Genomic DNA, 16,844 nt, shown 5'->3' on the forward strand with positions numbered 1-16,844 from the left:
TAAAGTAAGAGTGCTGATTGTTTTTTTGGCACTCTTTTTATTTCCTATCTTTGCACAGCTAAAAATGAACAAAAATGTTAAATAATAAAAAAATTGCCGTGGATTTTGATGGAACTATTGTAGATGATGCGTATCCGGCAATTGGAAAGCCTAAAACTTTCGTATTTGAAACTTTAAAAAAATTACAGGCCCAGGGCTACAGGTTGATTCTTTGGACATACAGACATGGAAAGACATTGGAAGAAGCAATAGAATTCTGCAGAAAAAATGGGATTGAATTCTATGCAGTCAATTCTAGTTTTGAAGGAGAGGTTTTTGATTCTGAAGCACAGTCAAGAAAAATAGATGCGGATTGGTTTATTGATGACAGGAATTTAGGAGGCTTTCCGGGCTGGGGAGAAATCTATAATATCATTAACGAAAGAATAGAATTCCGTGTGGAAGGAAAAGAAGTTTTAGCCTATTCCAAACTTAAGAAAGAAAAGAAAAAAGGATTATTCTGGTAGAATAGATCTAACAATATAGTAATGTAACAGTTTACCAATATTTTGGTTGTTACATTGTTAAATTTTTAAATTGTTATATTAATACATGATTCAGTTAAAAACAATAGAAGAGCTTCGTTTGATGAAGCAAAGTGCCCGATTGGTTTCCCAGACATTAGGAATGTTGGCTAAAGAAATCAAACCGGGAATCACTACTTCACATTTAGATAAATTAGCCTACGATTTTATTAAAGATCATGGCGCCGAACCAGCATTTCTGGGATATGGTGGATTTCCGTACTCTTTATGTATTTCTCCCAATGAGCAGGTAGTTCATGGATTTCCCAATAATGATATTCTGAAAGACGGAGACGTTCTTTCGGTAGACTGTGGAGTTATTTTAAATGGTTTTGTAGGAGATCATGCCTATACTTTTGAAGTAGGGGAAGTGAAGCCTGAAACCAAAAAATTACTGAAAGTAGCGAAAGAATCTCTTTATAAAGGAATTGAACAATGCATCAGAGGGAAAAGAATAGGAGATATTTCCCATGCGATACAGTCTCACTGTGAAAAAGAAGGATATGGAGTAGTAAGAGAACTCGTAGGACATGGTTTGGGAAGAAAAATGCATGAAGATCCACAGGTTCCTAATTACGGAAGACAGGGAAGCGGAAAAGTGATCAAAGACGGTTTGGCAATCGCTATCGAGCCGATGATCAATATGGGAACCGAAAAAGTAAAATTCCATAATGACGGCTGGACGGTGACTACTTTAGATAATCAGCCATCTGCTCACTTTGAACATGATGTAGCCGTAATCAACGGTAAGCCGGTGCTACTTTCCACATATCAATATATTTATGAAGCTTTAGGCATTGAAAGTGACGAAGAGAAGCGTTTTCAAATGGATTTTTAATGAAAAAAGTCACTAAACTTTTATTAAATAAACTTCCGCGTCCCATGCTTATTAAAATGAGTATTTGGGCAAGACCGCTTATCTATCAGTTCTTTAAAGGAGATCAGTTTTATGATCCTATTGACGGAAAATCTTACAGGAAATTTCTTCCTTACGGATATGGCTCCCAGAGGGAAAATGCATTGTCTCCCGGAACTTTAAGTCTGGAAAGACACCGTCAGATGTGGTTGTACCTTCAGAATGAAACCGATTTTTTCATTAAAAACTATAAAGTTTTACATATTGCTCCGGAACAGGAGTTTTTGAGGAAATTCAAAAGAATGAGAAACCTGGATTATATTTCAGCCGACTTATTCTCTCCGATTGTAGATGTAAAAGCTGATATTCTTGATCTTCCTTTTGCGGATGAAAGCTTTGATATCATTTTTTGTAACCACGTCCTTGAACATATTGAGGACGATGCAAAAGCCATGAGCGAATTATACAGAGTCATGAAGCCGGGAGGCTGGGGAATTTTTCAGGTACCGATGAAAAACTCATTGGAAAAGACTTATGAAGATTTCACCATTAAAGACCCTAAAGAACGTCAGAAGCATTTCGGACAATACGATCACGTTCGTTGGTATGGGATGGATTATTTTGACCGTCTGAGAAAAGCAGGCTTTGAAACCGAACCCAATTTCTATTCTCAAAACTTTTCACAGGAAGAAATCAGAAAGTACGGATTAAGGCATAATGAAATCCTGCCTGTCGTATTCAAAAAATAACAAACACGCCTTCAATTTGAAGGCGTGTTTGTTTTTATAAGATACTAATGTGAAACCGCTTTCAACCCAATTACAGAGCCAATTAGCGTGGTAATAAAAAATATTCTCCAGAAGCTTACGGGATCTTTAAAAAAGAAAATTCCCATTAATGCTGTTCCTACCGCACCAATTCCCGTCCATACCGCATAAGCGGTTCCGATGGGTAATGTTTGGGTTGCTTTGATCAGTAAGACCATACTTATTGTCATGGTCACAAGAAAACCTGCATACCAATAATACATTTCGGTTCCGGACGTTTCCTTGGCTTTTCCTAAACATGAAGCAAATGCTACTTCAAATAATCCTGCAATGATTAAAATGATCCAATTCATTTCTGATAATTTTCTGCTGCAAAGTTCCCTGTTTTAAAGGAAAAAACATTTTACAATTGTTAAAAAATGAATACTTATCATAATTTTATATAGAATCAGGGATGTCATTCTGAACGTAGTAAAACGAAGTGAAGAATCTTAATAATTTTAAAGAGATTCTTCCTTCGTCAGAATGACAAAAAAAAAATTTAATTTATTTTATCTCTGCACGAATCCGGCTCAGACTTACCTGTGTGATACCAAGGTAAGAGGCAATATGCCCCAACTGAACTCTTTTCAGAAGATTGGGCTTCTGGGTCATAAGATCTGTATACCGTTCCAACGCAGTTTTAAACTGTCTTGAGATAATGAGCTCTTCGGTTTTAACAAGCTCCCTTTCTGCAAATTTTCTTCCCCAGTTGGCAATATGGATATCTTCATTAAAAAGCTTCCTGAGGCTTTCTGTTTCCAGCATGTACAGATCACAGTCTTCAAGAAGCTGGATACTTTCATATCCTGGTTGATTTTCCACGTAGCTTTTCATGGAAACGATCGTCTCACCTTCACTTCCGAACCAGAAAGTAATATCATTGGCTTCGGTAGAAGCATACGCACGGACAATCCCCTTTTTGATAAAATAAATATGAGGAACTATTTTATCCGCTTCCATAAGGCAGAAGCTTTTGGGATATGAAACCTCCGTAATATGCTTTTTTAAAGCATTTTTAGAAGCTTCGGGTAAAACATAAATGCGGTCAAGGATTTGGTTGATATCCATTATATAGTTTTGGAAGTTTTCTTTTCGATCTTTTCCACCTCATTGAATGCAATTTGTGCATATTGTTTCCATTTACTTTGATATTCCAGGGGAATCTGAACCCAGCCGTTCATCTGTTTACCTTCTGAAGGCTCAAAAACTGAAGCGCCGTCTAAGCTCAAAGCCACATCCAGTACGGAACCGTTTAATTTTATCGCGACATTTCCATTTTTAAATAAGACAAATGCTTTTCCATTCGGTGCTTTCAGGCAAAGGGCACCAAACATTTTTCCCTCTTGTGCACCGGGAATTTCTGTTGCTAATTCCGTAAAATATTTTTCCGCTTCAGCCATGTATCCATTTTAGAGGTAAATATATTACTTTTTCATGCAGTACTTACTTTTGTGGACGCAAAACCAAATTTAAAATTTTGTTTTTAGTAACTTTGCAGCCCAGTTCAATATTGAGCCTAAAAAAGTACATATGCACAAAGCAGGATTCGTAAATATAGTCGGAAAGCCCAACGCAGGAAAATCTACCTTATTAAATCAGTTAATGGGGGAGAAACTGGCTATTGTAACACAAAAAGCACAAACAACACGTCACAGGATTTTTGGAATTTATAATGAAGATGATCTTCAGATTGTATTTTCAGATACTCCGGGAGTGTTAGACCCTAAATATGGTTTACAGGAGAAAATGATGGATTTTGTAAAGGACTCTTTACAGGATGCCGATGTTTTCCTTTTTATTGTTGATGTTACCGATAAAACAGAACCCTCTGAGTTTTTAATTGATAAGCTTAATAAAATTCCGGTACCGGTTTTATTGCTACTAAACAAAGTGGATCAGACCAACCAGGAAGGCTTGGAAAAGCTGGTGGAAGAGTGGCATCAAAGAATTCCGAAAGCTGAAATTTTACCTATTTCTGCTTTAAATGCGTTCAATACGGAAATTATTTTACCGAAAATAAAATCTTTACTTCCGGAAAATCCGCCGTATTACGAAAAAGACCAGTTTACGGATAAGCCGGAAAGATTCTTCGTGAACGAAACCATCCGTGAAAAAATCCTTTTAAACTATGAAAAAGAGATTCCTTATTCTGTGGAAGTGGTGACGGAACAGTTTAAGGAAAAAGAAGGAATAATTTTTATCGATTCTATCATTTACGTGGAAAGAGACACCCAGAAAGGGATCGTGATAGGCCATAAAGGCGAGGCTATCAAAAAGGTGGGTACAGAAGCCAGACTGGACCTTGAAAAGTTTTTTGCCAAGAAAATCCATTTGAACTTATTTGTGAAAGTAAAAAAAGACTGGAGAAAAAATGACCGGGATTTGAAAAATTTCGGATACAGATAGACTAAAATAGCCCTGTTCTTCGTTGTATTGTAAGATTTTTATTATCTTTAATCTAAATTTTCCATTGAATGAATTATTTGAACTCAAATTCCAGCACTATTTTTAAGGATATTGTTCTATTGATTGTGAGAGTTTTTATAGGTTTTGCTATGCTGTCTCACGGGTTTCCAAAACTTCAGATGTTATTAGAAGGCGGAAAAATTGAGTTCTATAGCTTTCTTGGAATGGGACCTCAATTTTCCCTGATCCTTACTGTTTTTGCTGAATTTGTTTGCTCTATACTTCTTATCTTAGGACTGTTTACAAGGGTCGCTCTGGGATTTTTGATCTTTACTATGCTGATTGCAGGCTTTTTTGTTCATGGGGCAGATCCTTTCGAGAAAAGAGAAATGAGCTTGGTTTATCTGTCTGTTTATCTTCTTTTGATGGCTTTCGGGGCAGGGAAAATTTCGGTAGATTATTTGATCGAAAAACGTAAAAGAGCATCCGACTGGTAACATAAAATCAATTTAAAATACAAGCAGTACTTGTTACTGCTTTTTTTATGTCCTTAAATTCATTAATTTCGTGAAAAATGAAAATATAATGAAGCTAAAACTAACCATTTGTCTTCTGGCTTTTCTTAATTTCTATGAAGCTCAGGAAAATATTACTTATCAAAAACCTTCTGCAGAAATCCTTAAGCTTGCAGATTATGAGAGACCCCCAAGCGTTTTAATCAACAATAAAAAAGACTGGATTGTTTTTGCCTACCGTCCAACCTACAAAACCCTTGAAGACCTCAGCCAGCAGGAAATGAAGCTTGGAGGATTGAGGATTAATCCGGTAACCAACATTTCAAGTACGGCTACCTATTCCAACAATCTTAAAGTAAGAAAGCTGAATGATAAAAATGAAGTTCAGGTAAAAGGTTTACCTGCAAACCCTAAAATTACCAATACCTCTTTCTCTCCTGATGAAAAAAAACTGGCTTTCACCAATACAACCAGTAAAGGAGTGGAACTTTGGATAGTGGACCTGGAAACAGCAACCGCAAAAAAAATCACCGGGGATAATCTGAATGCGAACCTGGGGAATCCATATGTATGGTATAAAGATTCTCAAAGCTTATTAATAAGAACGCTTCCTCAGAACAGGCCAACGTTGATTGATTCAAGCAAGGATATGCCTACAGGACCAATTGTTTCAACCGCAGACGGGAAAGTTTCTCAAAACAGAACATATCAGGATTTGCTTAAAAATCCACAGGATGAGAAGAATTTTGAAATCCTTACTTCTTCCGAGCTCTATAATGTAGATCTGAATGGAGGCGTAAAGAAAGTAAAAGATCAGGATTTATATGCAGGTCTGAGCTTTTCACCGGATGGAAATTATCTGATGGTAACGACTATCAAAAAACCGTTTTCTTATATTGTTCCTCTAAGCAGATTTCCTATGACTTCCACAGTGTACGATATGCAGGGTAATACGGTAAAAGTCGTAAACGAAGTTCCTTTGAACGAAATCATGCCAAAAGGATTCTCTTCTGTAAGAACAGGGAAAAGAGATATGGGATGGAGAAGTGATCTACCTGCAACTTTAGTATATGCTGAAGCTTTGGATGGAGGTGACCAGTATAAAAATGCAGATTACCGGGATGAAATTTTCACTTGGGAAGCGCCGTTCAATGCCGCTCCTAAATCTTTCTTCAAAACAAAACAAAGGTATTCCGGAACAAGCTGGACGAATGATCATTATGCGATCGTAAATGAAGGTTGGTACGATACAAGAAATACAAAATCTTTCTTAGTGGACCTTAATAACGGTGAATCCAAAATTATTGATGACAGGAATTATCAGGATGTTTACAGCGATCCGGGAAATTTCAATACCACTAAAAACCAGTTTGGAAGAACGGTAATTGATATGAAGAACGGTAAATCTTACCTTATCGGAGACGGGTTTACAAAAGACGGGCAACACCCTTTCATTGATGAAATGGATATGAAAACCCTGAAAAAGAAAAGACTTTACACTTCCAATCTTAAGAATGCTAAGGAAGAGATTATAGATATTATTAATCCATCAAAAGGAGAGGTTTTAACCATTCAGCAGTCGGCAACTCAGTATCCGAATTATTTTAAAAAGAATGTCAAGTCTAATAAAACGGAAACGGTTACCAATTTTGCCAACCCTTTTGAAAGCATCAAGGATGTCTATAAAGAAGTTATTACTTACAAAAGAAATGACGGGGTAACTTTAACGGGAACATTATATCTTCCTGCCAATTATGACCGAAAGGCTAAAAAAGAGAAGCTTCCTTTGCTGATCTGGGCTTATCCTACAGAATATAAGGACAAGAATACGGCAGGGCAGAATACGCAAAATCCAAACGATTTCACTTTCCCTAATTACGGCTCTTTCGTATACTGGGCAGCAAAAGGATATGCTGTTTTGGATGATGCCGCTTTCCCAATCATCGGAGAAGGTAAAACAGAACCTAATGATACTTTCCTTCCCCAATTGGTTGCCAATGCAGAAGCAGCGATCAGTGCGGTAGATCAGCTAGGATATATTGATAAAACCAAAGTTGCGGTAGGAGGACATTCTTATGGTGCTTTCATGACAGCCAATCTTTTGACCCATTCTAAGCTTTTTGCGTGCGGAATTGCAAGAAGTGGAGCTTATAACAGAACTTTGACCCCATTTGGTTTCCAGAGCGAGCAGAGAAACTATTGGGATGTTCCGGAAATTTACAACACGATGTCTCCTTTCATGAATGCAGATAAAATGAAAACACCAATGCTGTTAATTCATGGGGATGCAGACAATAACCCGGGAACATTCACCCTGCAGACGGAAAGATATTTCCAGGCATTGAAAAATCTTGGAGCTCCTGTGAAAATGGTGCTTTTACCAAAAGAAGCCCACGGTTATCAGGCTAAAGAGAATATTTTCCATGTTTTATGGGAACAGGATCAGTTCTTAGAGAAATGTTTAAAGAAATAAATTTTTAAAACTCGTTCATTTTGGACGAGTTTTTTATGATAATGATTTCTTAGTTTTTTTATTCCCATCTTATATAGTACAAATAGGGTATTTCCCGGTTTTGAAAATATGCTTACATTTAGTTAAACTAAAACCTTAAAACCATGAAACCCCTCAAACCTATTCTACTGGTATCACTTTTTGTGATATTGTGCAGTTGTAGCTCTCGCAGAGCATTAACTGAATGTGATCATCCTTCCGGGTGGTGTAAAGAAATACGGGATATATCCGATAAATCCTGGAAATATGCTCAGCTTAGTAAAAATGTGTACAATAAGCCTTTTCAATTTAACCTGGATAAGTATTTCGAAAAAATAGAAGATTTCGAAAATAAAGAAATGGATTTTTATGCTACACTTTATAAAGATAAGCTTACGGGAATGTATGTTTTTGCATTTAGAGGTACAGATTCTCTTAAAGATTTTTCTACGGGAAATAATCCGGCAAATCAAAAACAAAATAAATATGGACTGGAAATTTTCGATCAATGCAGGAGTAAGTATAATTTTAAGGAATGTATTGTAACTGGACATTCATTAGGAGGCGGAATTGCTACTCACATTTCTTTAAATAGAGAAGGCGCAACAGCTTACACATTCAATAGGAGTCCTGTATTCCGTAATAAACTGAAGATTAAGAATGATCGGTATACCATTGTAGAGAATGGGGAAATATTAAAAGCGGCCAGGCTTTTCGGAAGGGAGCCTAATCAGTTATACACTTCAATCGGTTGTTCCAAAGGAAACCCTGTTAAGCAGCATGATATGAAAAATCTGGCAGAATGTTTAACTAAAATTGCAGCTTTTGAGAATAATGAGGCAAAAGAATCATTACTGCTTAATCATATTTCAGCTGAATAAAATAAACAAGAAGCGGCCGGGGAACCCGGCCGCTTCTTGTTTATGCATTCTGTTTAATCCTCTTCGCAGACATATTCAAAAATCGTTTTACCAGGAAGACTGCGGAAACCGTTAATCCTAATCCTAAAGCGATCCACATTCCAAAGGCTCCCATTTTTAAGGTAACACAAAGGAAATATCCTAAAGGAATCGTAACGATCCAATACGCAATAAAAGTATAAATGGAAGGGATTTTTACATCCTGTAAACCTCTCAACGTTCCCAAAGCAGTCACCTGAATTCCGTCTGATAACTGGAACAGGGCAGCAATAATCAAAAGCTTTGAAGCTAAGGTAATTACTTCAACTTCTTCTTTCTTCGTAAAGAAGCTAGGAAGGACATTTCTTCCCAGAATAAATATGATTCCACAGATTACCATGAAAATAAAAGCAATTTTAAGGTTGTTGATACCTACCTTTCTCAGTTCAACGAAATTGCCTTCACCCAGCTTTCTTCCGATCATTACCGTAGAAGCCACACTGAAACCGATACATAGATTAAAGGTAAAGGAAGCCATGCTCAATGCAATCTGGTGAGAGGCAATATCATGAGCGGAAATCAGTCCGCAGATGAAAGCTGCAGCAGCAAAAGCCGTTACCTCAAAGAACATCTGTAATGCGGTAGGAAACCCTAATTTTAGCATTTTACTGAACATTTCTTTCGTAAATACCTGTACTTTCAAAGAGAAATCCTTAATGTATTGTCTGGTTTTCTTTTCATGCAAGAGAACAAAATAAAGAAAAACGACCATGAAGATTCGGGCAATTAAGCTGGCTAAAGCGGAACCTTCTACCCCCATTGGAGGAATTCCGAAAAGCCCTTTAATAAATACATAATTCAGAACAATATTGATTACATTGGCAATAATAGTCGCCTTGGTAACTCCAATGGTGTAAGATAATCCTTCAGAAACCTCACGCAATGTCTGAAAAGCCATAAAGGGAACAATGCTTATCGCCATAATTCCTAAGAAATTGGCAGTGTCAGGAATGATCTTTTCCGGCTGTCCGGAATGATAGAGCAGAGGCATTCCTAAAAACAATACACCCATTAAAATAATTCCTACAGACATATTGATAATGAATCCATGGCTGAAAACAGAATTGATTGTTTTATGATCCCCTTTTGAATGAGCTTCCGAAACCAGGGGCGGAATTGCAAAGGAAAATCCTAATGCAAGGACAAACATCGAGAAAAATACGGCATTTCCCAGAGATACCGAAGCCAGTGCATCTGCTCCCAACAGTCTTCCTACGATAATATTGTCAAATAAGTTGACCGAAACCTGTCCCACCTGTGTAAGCATTACCGGAAAGGCCAGTTTCAGGGCTTCATTCGTATAGTTTTTATTTAAAAAGTTCATAATAGTTCAAAAAAAAATTTGCAGCTTTATATACTGCAAATTCTTTGTTATTTATTTAATTAATAATTAATTATTTTCTTACAAAATTTGCGACGTCTTCTTCAGAAACAGTATTTCCTCCAAGAATAATCAACCTCTCTACAACATTTCTCAGCTCTCTGATATTTCCTGTCCAGGAAAGGGCTTTTAACGCTTCAATAGCTTTAGCGTCAAACTTTTTCACAGCAGTACCGTGTTCTTCGGCAATAATCCCTGAAAAATGGTCTACCAGCAACTGAATATCCTCTTTTCTGTCATCCAAAGGCGGAACATAGATTTCAATTACAGAAAGTCTGTGATACAAATCCTCTCTGAATCTTCCAGCTTCAATTTCAGCCTGCATATTCTTGTTGGTAGCGGCCAGAACCCTTACATCTACCTTGATTTCCTTATCACTCCCTACAGGGGAAACTTTACTTTCCTGAAGCACCCTTAGTACTTTTGCCTGGGCAATAAGACTCATATCTCCAATCTCATCAAGAAAAATGGTACCGCCTGTAGCCTGCTCAAATTTTCCCTGTTTATCTTTAATAGCACCCGTGAAAGAACCTTTTACATGTCCGAAAAGCTCAGACTCGATAAGTTCCGAAGGAATTGCCGCACAGTTCACTTCCACCATAGGTCCTTTAGATCTGTCGCTCTGGCTGTGAATAGCATGGGCAACCAATTCTTTCCCGGCACCGTTAGGTCCTGTAATCAAAACCCTTGCATCGGAGACTGCTACCTTATCGATCATATCCTGGATTTTCTTTAAAGCAGGAGATTCACCAATCATCTGGTACTTTTTGTTGACCTTCTTTTTGAGTGTTTTATTTTCTGTCTGAAGATTTTTGTTTTCTTTCTTAAGACTTTCTTTTGCCAATGCATTTTTTACGCTTGTAATCAGCCTGTTGATGTCAATAGGCTTGGATATAAAATCGTATGCACCCTCTTTTAAGCAGGAAACTGCAGAATCTATATCGGCGTGCCCTGAAATCATGATAAAAGTAATATCCGGTTTCAAAGCCAGACTTTGCTTTAAAAGTTCGGTTCCTGAAAGTTTGGGCATTTTTATATCAGAGATCACCAGGGCGAAATCCTCTTTTTCAATATGTTTGAAGCCTTCCAGGCCATCTTCGGCCACAATAAATTCATAATTGGTAAGCTCATCTGAAAGAATACTGTGGAGTACTCCGGAGATTGCTTTTTCGTCTTCTACTATAAGGATTTTTTGCATAGTTGCAAATTTAGAAATTTTTGATTGAATTATTAGCAAAAACCATACCTAATATGTTATTTTAAATAATCCCGTCTCCCGAAAATTGCTGATCCTACGCGTACAGAATTGGCCCCGCATTCTATGGCAACCGGAAAATCATCACTCATTCCCATAGACAGGGTTTCCAGTTTTTTTACTGCACTAAATTCATCGAAAACCTTTTTCAGCAAGGAAAATTCCTTTCGGATCTGATTTTCATTTTCAGTAAATGTAGCCATTCCCATCAATCCTGTGATTTCAATATGAGGAAACCCGCCGTTAAGGTATTTTTGAAACAGATTATGGGCTTCCATGATGTCAAGACCGAATTTGCTTTCCTCTTCAGCAATTTTTACCTGTAGCAAAACCTTGATTTTACGGTTATGCTTTCCCGCCTCTTTATTGATCTCAAGAAGGAGTTTTTCAGAATCTGCGCTTTGAATGGTATCTACAAAACCGGCAATATATTTTACCTTATTGGTTTGCAGGTGCCCGATCAGGTGCCACTGAATGTCTTTGGGAAGGTGAGGATACTTTTCAACAAGTTCCTGGACTTTATTTTCTCCGAATATCCTCTGTCCCGAATCATATACTTCCTGAATCGCAGAAACAGGATGGGTTTTTGAAACCGCCACCAACTGAACATGGGCTGGAAGCTGACTTTTTATCGTATGATAGTTTTCCGTAAGGCTCATAACGGCAAATTTCTGAATTTTAAAAGCAAAAAACGAGTGAATTGATAAAATTTTCAACATTGATTTATCTTTGTTGTCATTCTGAATGAAACATAGCAGAATGAAGAATCTTCTATAATAGCCTTGAGATTCTTCACTTCATTACATTATGTTCAGAATGACAGTAAGGATAATATTTAATTCAGGATTTCATTGATCTTAGGATATTGGGAAATTTTTCTAAATACAAACTTGTTGCTTTTCTGAAGCTTTTCGATAAACATATCCAGTTCATTGATAGAATCGGCATCCGTTAAATACTGATCATGCGTAAGGAAAACCAGGTGCCTCGAAGTTTTCTCCAGGTCATTCAGGAATATACTGTCTACTTTTTTCAGCATGGCTTCGTGGTTTCCTTTTAAATTCATAGACGGGGTAGGTTTCCATTCCAGATCCCAGCCCACTACTTTGTATCCTGCTTTTTTTAAGCCATTGGCTGCCTCGGTGGAACTTTTGATATCGGTTACTGTAATAGTATTGAGCCTCCAAATGTTTCTTCCGGGAGTTCTGGCAATTTTATCATGTAATTTCAGGCTGTCTTTTGCTGTATCGAAATCCTGGACCACTGCATCCGGATTTTTATAAAAACCGGTATATTTATTATGAGCATGGGTAAAGCTATGATTAGCCAGCTCAATGAGCGGATCTTTTCTCAGCTGTTCAAAGTCTTGCTGCTGCTTTTTGCTTCCATATACATGTTTGCCTACCACAAAGGCGGTGGCGCAGACATTTCTTTTACGAAGGATTTTCAGGAGATTTTGAGTTCCTTGATTAGGACCATCATCAAAAGTAAGGTAAATAACTCTTTTATCTGATGGGATATTGTCATCATCTATGACGGGGACTATTTTTGCGACGGGATCTTCGTATGAAATCATCCTTTCGGATGCTTTCTGTTCTTTTTTCTGGTTGCAGCTGTTGAATAAAATTGAAGTTGCACTCACCAATGCAAACATCCCAAGAAAAGTCGTTTGTTTTGACTTTTCCGCAAAAATTTTTCTCATAAAATAAAAAGGAATTTAAATTGTTAAAAATTGTTAATTTTTCTAAAATATTCTTAACAAATCATATGCCAATTTTTATGGAAAATGTATATTTTAAGCTAATTTTAATAAGTTTTCTGAGACTTGAATTTATTCCAGTATTTTCTTTAAATATAAAGAATTTTGAATTGCGGCATGTCCCCACGTATTATTGAAAAATATAAAGGATTTCTTTTGCAGGTTTTTGATTTTTTCTGCCAGATTATTGAGAAATTCTTCCGGATATTCCGACTTATAAAGAACTGGTTTTCCGTGAAGCCGATAATACAGTATTTCCGGATGGGTAACCATTACATCTTCTGGAAGATTACCGGGAAAGCTCACCCCGGAGAAAACAATGCTTTTAGCTTTGAACAAATTGAAAATATCTTCCTTCCACCAGGATTCATGACGAAATTCAATGACGTTCAAAAAGGCAAAATCAAGATTATGAAGGATAAGTTCAATATTTTCCGGACTGCTTTTAAAAGAGGGAGGAAACTGGTACAGAAAACCCGCTAATTTTTCGGTTAAATACTCCCCAATGTGATGACAGAACGCTGAAATTTCTTCTTTACAGTTTTCAAGACGCTTTTCGTGCGAAATAGTTTTTGGAATTTTAATGAAAAACTTAAAATCTTCCGGGGTTTCATCAACCCATTTTAGGAGTGTTTTTGCCGTTGGTTTCCTGTAAAAGGTAGAATTGATTTCCACGGTATTGAATTTCCGGGAATATAAGGTAAGGTAGTCTTTACTTTTAACGTCTTCCGGATAAAAAAATCCTTTCCAGTCATTATTATAAAAACCTGAACATCCAATGTAAAGACTTCCTTTTTTCATAATTTTTATTTTATATCTAAATCCACTGCATTTAATCTCAGAGAGTTTAAAATTACGGATAAAGAGCTGAAGCTCATAGCCGCTGCCGCAATCATCGGAGATAGCAGTATTCCGAAAAACGGATACAATAATCCTGCCGCAATGGGTACTCCCAAAACGTTATAAATGAATGCAAAGAAAAGGTTTTCCTTGATGTTTCTCAGCAACTTCTCACTCAATAGTTTAGCTTTTGCCACCCCTAAGATATCTCCTTTTAAAAGGGTGATTTCCGCACTTTCAATGGCAACATCTGTTCCTGTTCCCATGGCGATTCCGATATCAGACTGGGCCAGGGCAGGGGAGTCATTGATTCCGTCACCGGTCATGGCCACGATTTTTCCCTGTTGTTGCAGTTTTTTGACTTCATTGAGCTTGTCTTCCGGAAGGCAGTTGGCCTTGAAATGTTTTATGCCCAATTCTTCTGCAACGGCTTTTGCCGTATGTTCATTATCTCCTGTCATCATGATCACATCAATGCCTTCTTTCATTAGATGTTCAACCGCTTTTTTAGAACTGTCTTTGATTTTATCCGTAAAGCTTAGGAACCCTAAAACAGTATTTTCCTGAGCGATGTAAGAAATAGTGTGAGCTTTTGACTGAACTTCAACGGCTTTCTGTTGCAAGCTTGCAGGAATTTTGATTTGATGCGAAATTAATAAGCTTTCATTTCCCAAATAGGTGGTTTTTCCCTGAATATTCCCCTTTACGCCTTTCCCGGAGATGTTTTCAAACTGATCCACCTTTTCAGAAGTGATGCTTTCTTCTTTTGCTTTTTTGATCACCGCATTGGATAAAGGGTGCTCCGAATTTTGATTTAAGGAGAATGCTAATTTTAACATCAGAGCCGGATCTCCGTTGTTAATCGTTTCAAGATGTTCCACAGAAGGTTTTCCTTCGGTTAGAGTACCTGTTTTATCTGTAATTAATACATTCACTTTGTTCATGTGCTCAAGGGCTTCGGCATTTTTAATCAGGATACCGTTTTTGGCTCCTTTTCCGATTCCTACCATTAAGGACATTGGGGTAGCTAAACCGAGGGCACATGGACAAGCGACAATTAAAACAGCTACAGCATTCACAAAAGCAAATAAGCTTCTTTTCCCTTCCGGACCAAAGAATTGCCATGAAAGGAATGTGAGCACGGCAATAATGATCACTGCAGGAACAAAAACTTTGGAAACTTTATCTGTTAATTTCTGAATAGGAGCTTTGCTGCGGCTGGCTTCATTCACCATTTTTATAATCTGAGAAAGTAAGGTTTCATCACCTACTTTTTCAGCTTTCATCATGAAAACCTGGTTTCCGTTGATCGTTCCCGAAGAAACTTTATCATCAGTTGTCTTTTCAACAGGTACGGGTTCGCCGGTAATCATACTTTCATCAATAATTGCATTCCCTTCTGTAATTTTTCCGTCTACCGGGATTTTTTCACCGGGCTTCACTTTTAACAGGTCTCCGATCTTCACTTCAGACAATAAAATTCTTTTTTCTTCTCCATTTATTATAAGATTGGCTTCGTCCGGGGAGAGGTTCATCAGCTCCCGGATAGCATTTCCTGTTTTTTTATGAGCGGCAGCTTCCATTAACTGTCCCAAAATAACCAAGGTTAAAATCACACAGACTGCTTCAAAATATAAAGGTATTTCATGGTTGTGCCCCCTGATCTCATGGGGAACAATACCAGGGAACGCTAAAGCAACAATACTAAAGATGAAGGCCGCCGCAACTCCCAGCGCAATAAGGCTGAACATATTCAGATTCCATGTTTTGAATGAAACCCAGCCTCTTTTCATGAGGAACCAGCCTGCATAAAACAATACGGGAAGTGTAAGTATAAGCTCAATGACTCCCTGGACCTGATGGGAAAAAGGAAGACTAATGAGCATTCCTCCCATGGATAAAATAAAGACCGGAATGGTAAATATCAATGCAATGATGAATTTCCTTTTCAGGATGTTGTAGGTTTCATCTTCATCGTCTTCTCCGGAATCGGGCATTCTTACTAAATCCATTCCGCATATCGGGCAGCTCCCCGGTTCATCACGGATAATTTCAGGATGCATCGGGCAGGTGTATTTTGCCGTTTTCTTTTCAGGGTATTTTACCAGATCCATTCCACAGACAGGGCAACCGACGTTGGTATCATAGGTTTTATCCCCCTCACAGTACATAGGGCAATAATATTTTCCTGCCATTTCATCAGTAACTTTTGGTGTTTCGTGCTGATGTGAATGTGAATGGCTATGATGTAAATGATGATGCTCAGTTTTTTTTACCAAATCTTGGGTGATCTTTTCCAAGTGCATGTGACAAACAGGACAATCTCCTTTTTCGTCATATACCTTATCTCCTTCACAGAACATTGGACAATAGTATTTCCCAATATGATCTTTAAAGCTCTCCGGAATATTCGAAGCAGAGTAAACAGGTTTGTGATCCGGATCCTTTGCCAGCTTTTCTTCAATCGGGACAAGGTACATATTACAGACCGGGCATCTTTCGCCCTGTTTGAAGTATACTTTATCTCCTTCGCATTCCATCGGGCAATAGTAGACAGAAGACGGTGAAACACGATCTTGTGGTTTGATGAATGTTTTTTCAGGATTATTGGGGTCTTCCAACTGATATTTTCCAATTTCCGCCAAAGCTTTATTTAAAGTGTTGAGCTCAATTTCCTGACCGGAAGTAATCGTTGCCGTATTGTTTTCCAGGTTGACGTCGGCTTTTACTCCTTCAATGCTGTTAAGCTTTTCAGAGATTTTTTTCTGACAGCCGGAGCAAGTCATACCAAGTATTTTATATTGTCGTTCCATGATCCTTAAATTTATACTACAAAGTTCTCCAATGAAGATTGAAACTTGTTATAAATTTAAGGATAATAGTTATAGAATTTGTGAATCCGGATTTTGGAGAAAGAGTGTGTTTTTTTACTCTCACAGATTTGGCAGATTACGCAGATCTTTATTGTATTGACAATAATATTTTTAAGTAAATGTGTTTTATCATAGGT

Annotated in this window: 16 protein-coding genes; 7 read left to right on the forward strand and 9 right to left on the reverse strand. The window is 37.5% G+C overall.

Annotation, left to right across the window (positions count from 1 at the left end; genetic code table 11):
* Positions 1-74 precede the first annotated feature (74 nt).
* The 3 genes from BCF58_RS10615 to BCF58_RS10625 all read left to right on the forward strand — a co-directional run bounded on the left by BCF58_RS10615 (position 75) and on the right by BCF58_RS10625 (position 2,168).
* Positions 75-506 carry a BT0820 family HAD-type phosphatase gene (locus tag BCF58_RS10615; RefSeq protein ID WP_121461753.1) on the forward strand — a complete coding sequence of 144 codons (432 nt, stop codon included), beginning with the start codon at positions 75-77 and terminating at the stop codon, positions 504-506.
* An 85-nt stretch (positions 507-591) separates the two neighbouring features.
* Positions 592-1,401: a type I methionyl aminopeptidase gene (map, locus tag BCF58_RS10620; RefSeq protein WP_121461754.1), complete on the forward strand. Its 810-nt coding sequence runs from the start codon at positions 592-594 to the stop codon at positions 1,399-1,401.
* A complete protein-coding gene (locus BCF58_RS10625) occupies positions 1,401-2,168 on the forward strand; it encodes a class I SAM-dependent methyltransferase (RefSeq protein WP_121461755.1) in 768 nt (255 codons plus the stop codon). The genes map and BCF58_RS10625 overlap by 1 nt, the downstream gene beginning before the upstream one ends.
* Before the next feature lie 44 nt (positions 2,169-2,212).
* Here BCF58_RS10625 and BCF58_RS10630 read toward each other — a convergent pair whose 3' ends face one another.
* The 3 genes from BCF58_RS10630 to BCF58_RS10640 form a co-directional block, all read right to left on the reverse strand.
* Positions 2,213-2,539, reverse strand: coding sequence for a DMT family transporter (locus BCF58_RS10630; RefSeq protein WP_121461756.1), 327 nt, complete (start codon positions 2,537-2,539; stop codon positions 2,213-2,215).
* Between the two features lie 193 nt (positions 2,540-2,732).
* Positions 2,733-3,296, reverse strand: a complete 564-nt coding sequence (locus tag BCF58_RS10635; protein ID WP_121461757.1) for a Crp/Fnr family transcriptional regulator — start codon at positions 3,294-3,296, stop codon at positions 2,733-2,735.
* Positions 3,296-3,628 carry a hypothetical protein gene (locus BCF58_RS10640; protein WP_121461758.1) on the reverse strand — a complete coding sequence of 111 codons (333 nt, stop codon included), beginning with the start codon at positions 3,626-3,628 and terminating at the stop codon, positions 3,296-3,298. The genes BCF58_RS10635 and BCF58_RS10640 overlap by 1 nt, the downstream gene beginning before the upstream one ends.
* 130 nt (positions 3,629-3,758) lie before the next feature.
* Here BCF58_RS10640 and era point away from each other — a divergent pair, with 130 nt between their 5' ends.
* From era to BCF58_RS10660, 4 genes are all read left to right on the forward strand, one after another.
* Entirely contained in the window at positions 3,759-4,634 is an 876-nt protein-coding gene (era, locus tag BCF58_RS10645; RefSeq protein ID WP_121461759.1) for a GTPase Era, read from the forward strand.
* A 68-nt stretch (positions 4,635-4,702) separates the two neighbouring features.
* Positions 4,703-5,131: a DoxX family protein gene (locus BCF58_RS10650; protein WP_121461760.1), complete on the forward strand. Its 429-nt coding sequence runs from the start codon at positions 4,703-4,705 to the stop codon at positions 5,129-5,131.
* An 88-nt stretch (positions 5,132-5,219) separates the two neighbouring features.
* Positions 5,220-7,622, forward strand: a complete 2,403-nt coding sequence (locus BCF58_RS10655; RefSeq protein WP_121462046.1) for an alpha/beta hydrolase family protein — start codon at positions 5,220-5,222, stop codon at positions 7,620-7,622.
* Positions 7,623-7,765: 143 nt separating this feature from the next.
* The gene (locus BCF58_RS10660; protein WP_121461761.1) at positions 7,766-8,521 is read left to right on the forward strand and encodes an alpha/beta hydrolase family protein; all 756 of its coding nucleotides are present in this window, start codon (positions 7,766-7,768) and stop codon (positions 8,519-8,521) included.
* Positions 8,522-8,561: 40 nt separating this feature from the next.
* Here the strand turns inward: BCF58_RS10660 and BCF58_RS10665 are convergent, their stop codons facing one another.
* From BCF58_RS10665 to BCF58_RS10690, 6 genes are all read right to left on the reverse strand, one after another.
* The gene (locus BCF58_RS10665; protein ID WP_121461762.1) at positions 8,562-9,923 is read right to left on the reverse strand and encodes an MATE family efflux transporter; all 1,362 of its coding nucleotides are present in this window, start codon (positions 9,921-9,923) and stop codon (positions 8,562-8,564) included.
* Positions 9,924-9,993: 70 nt separating this feature from the next.
* On the reverse strand, positions 9,994-11,178 hold the full coding sequence (locus tag BCF58_RS10670; protein ID WP_121461763.1) for a sigma-54-dependent transcriptional regulator: 1,185 nt from the start codon (positions 11,176-11,178) through the stop codon (positions 9,994-9,996).
* Between the two features lie 56 nt (positions 11,179-11,234).
* Positions 11,235-11,894 carry a YggS family pyridoxal phosphate-dependent enzyme gene (locus BCF58_RS10675; RefSeq protein WP_121462047.1) on the reverse strand — a complete coding sequence of 220 codons (660 nt, stop codon included), beginning with the start codon at positions 11,892-11,894 and terminating at the stop codon, positions 11,235-11,237.
* A gap of 176 nt (positions 11,895-12,070) precedes the next feature.
* Positions 12,071-12,937 (reverse strand): polysaccharide deacetylase family protein, encoded by an 867-nt coding sequence (locus tag BCF58_RS10680; protein WP_121461764.1) that lies wholly within the window; start codon positions 12,935-12,937, stop codon positions 12,071-12,073.
* A 129-nt stretch (positions 12,938-13,066) separates the two neighbouring features.
* On the reverse strand, positions 13,067-13,795 hold the full coding sequence (locus BCF58_RS10685; protein ID WP_121461765.1) for a DUF72 domain-containing protein: 729 nt from the start codon (positions 13,793-13,795) through the stop codon (positions 13,067-13,069).
* Positions 13,796-13,800: 5 nt separating this feature from the next.
* The gene (locus tag BCF58_RS10690) at positions 13,801-16,647 is read right to left on the reverse strand and encodes a heavy metal translocating P-type ATPase (RefSeq protein WP_121461766.1); all 2,847 of its coding nucleotides are present in this window, start codon (positions 16,645-16,647) and stop codon (positions 13,801-13,803) included.
* Between the last annotated feature and the right edge of the window lie 197 nt (positions 16,648-16,844).

The sequence above is a fragment of the Chryseobacterium defluvii genome, assembly GCF_003634775.1.
Lineage (GTDB): Bacteria > Bacteroidota > Bacteroidia > Flavobacteriales > Weeksellaceae > Chryseobacterium > Chryseobacterium defluvii.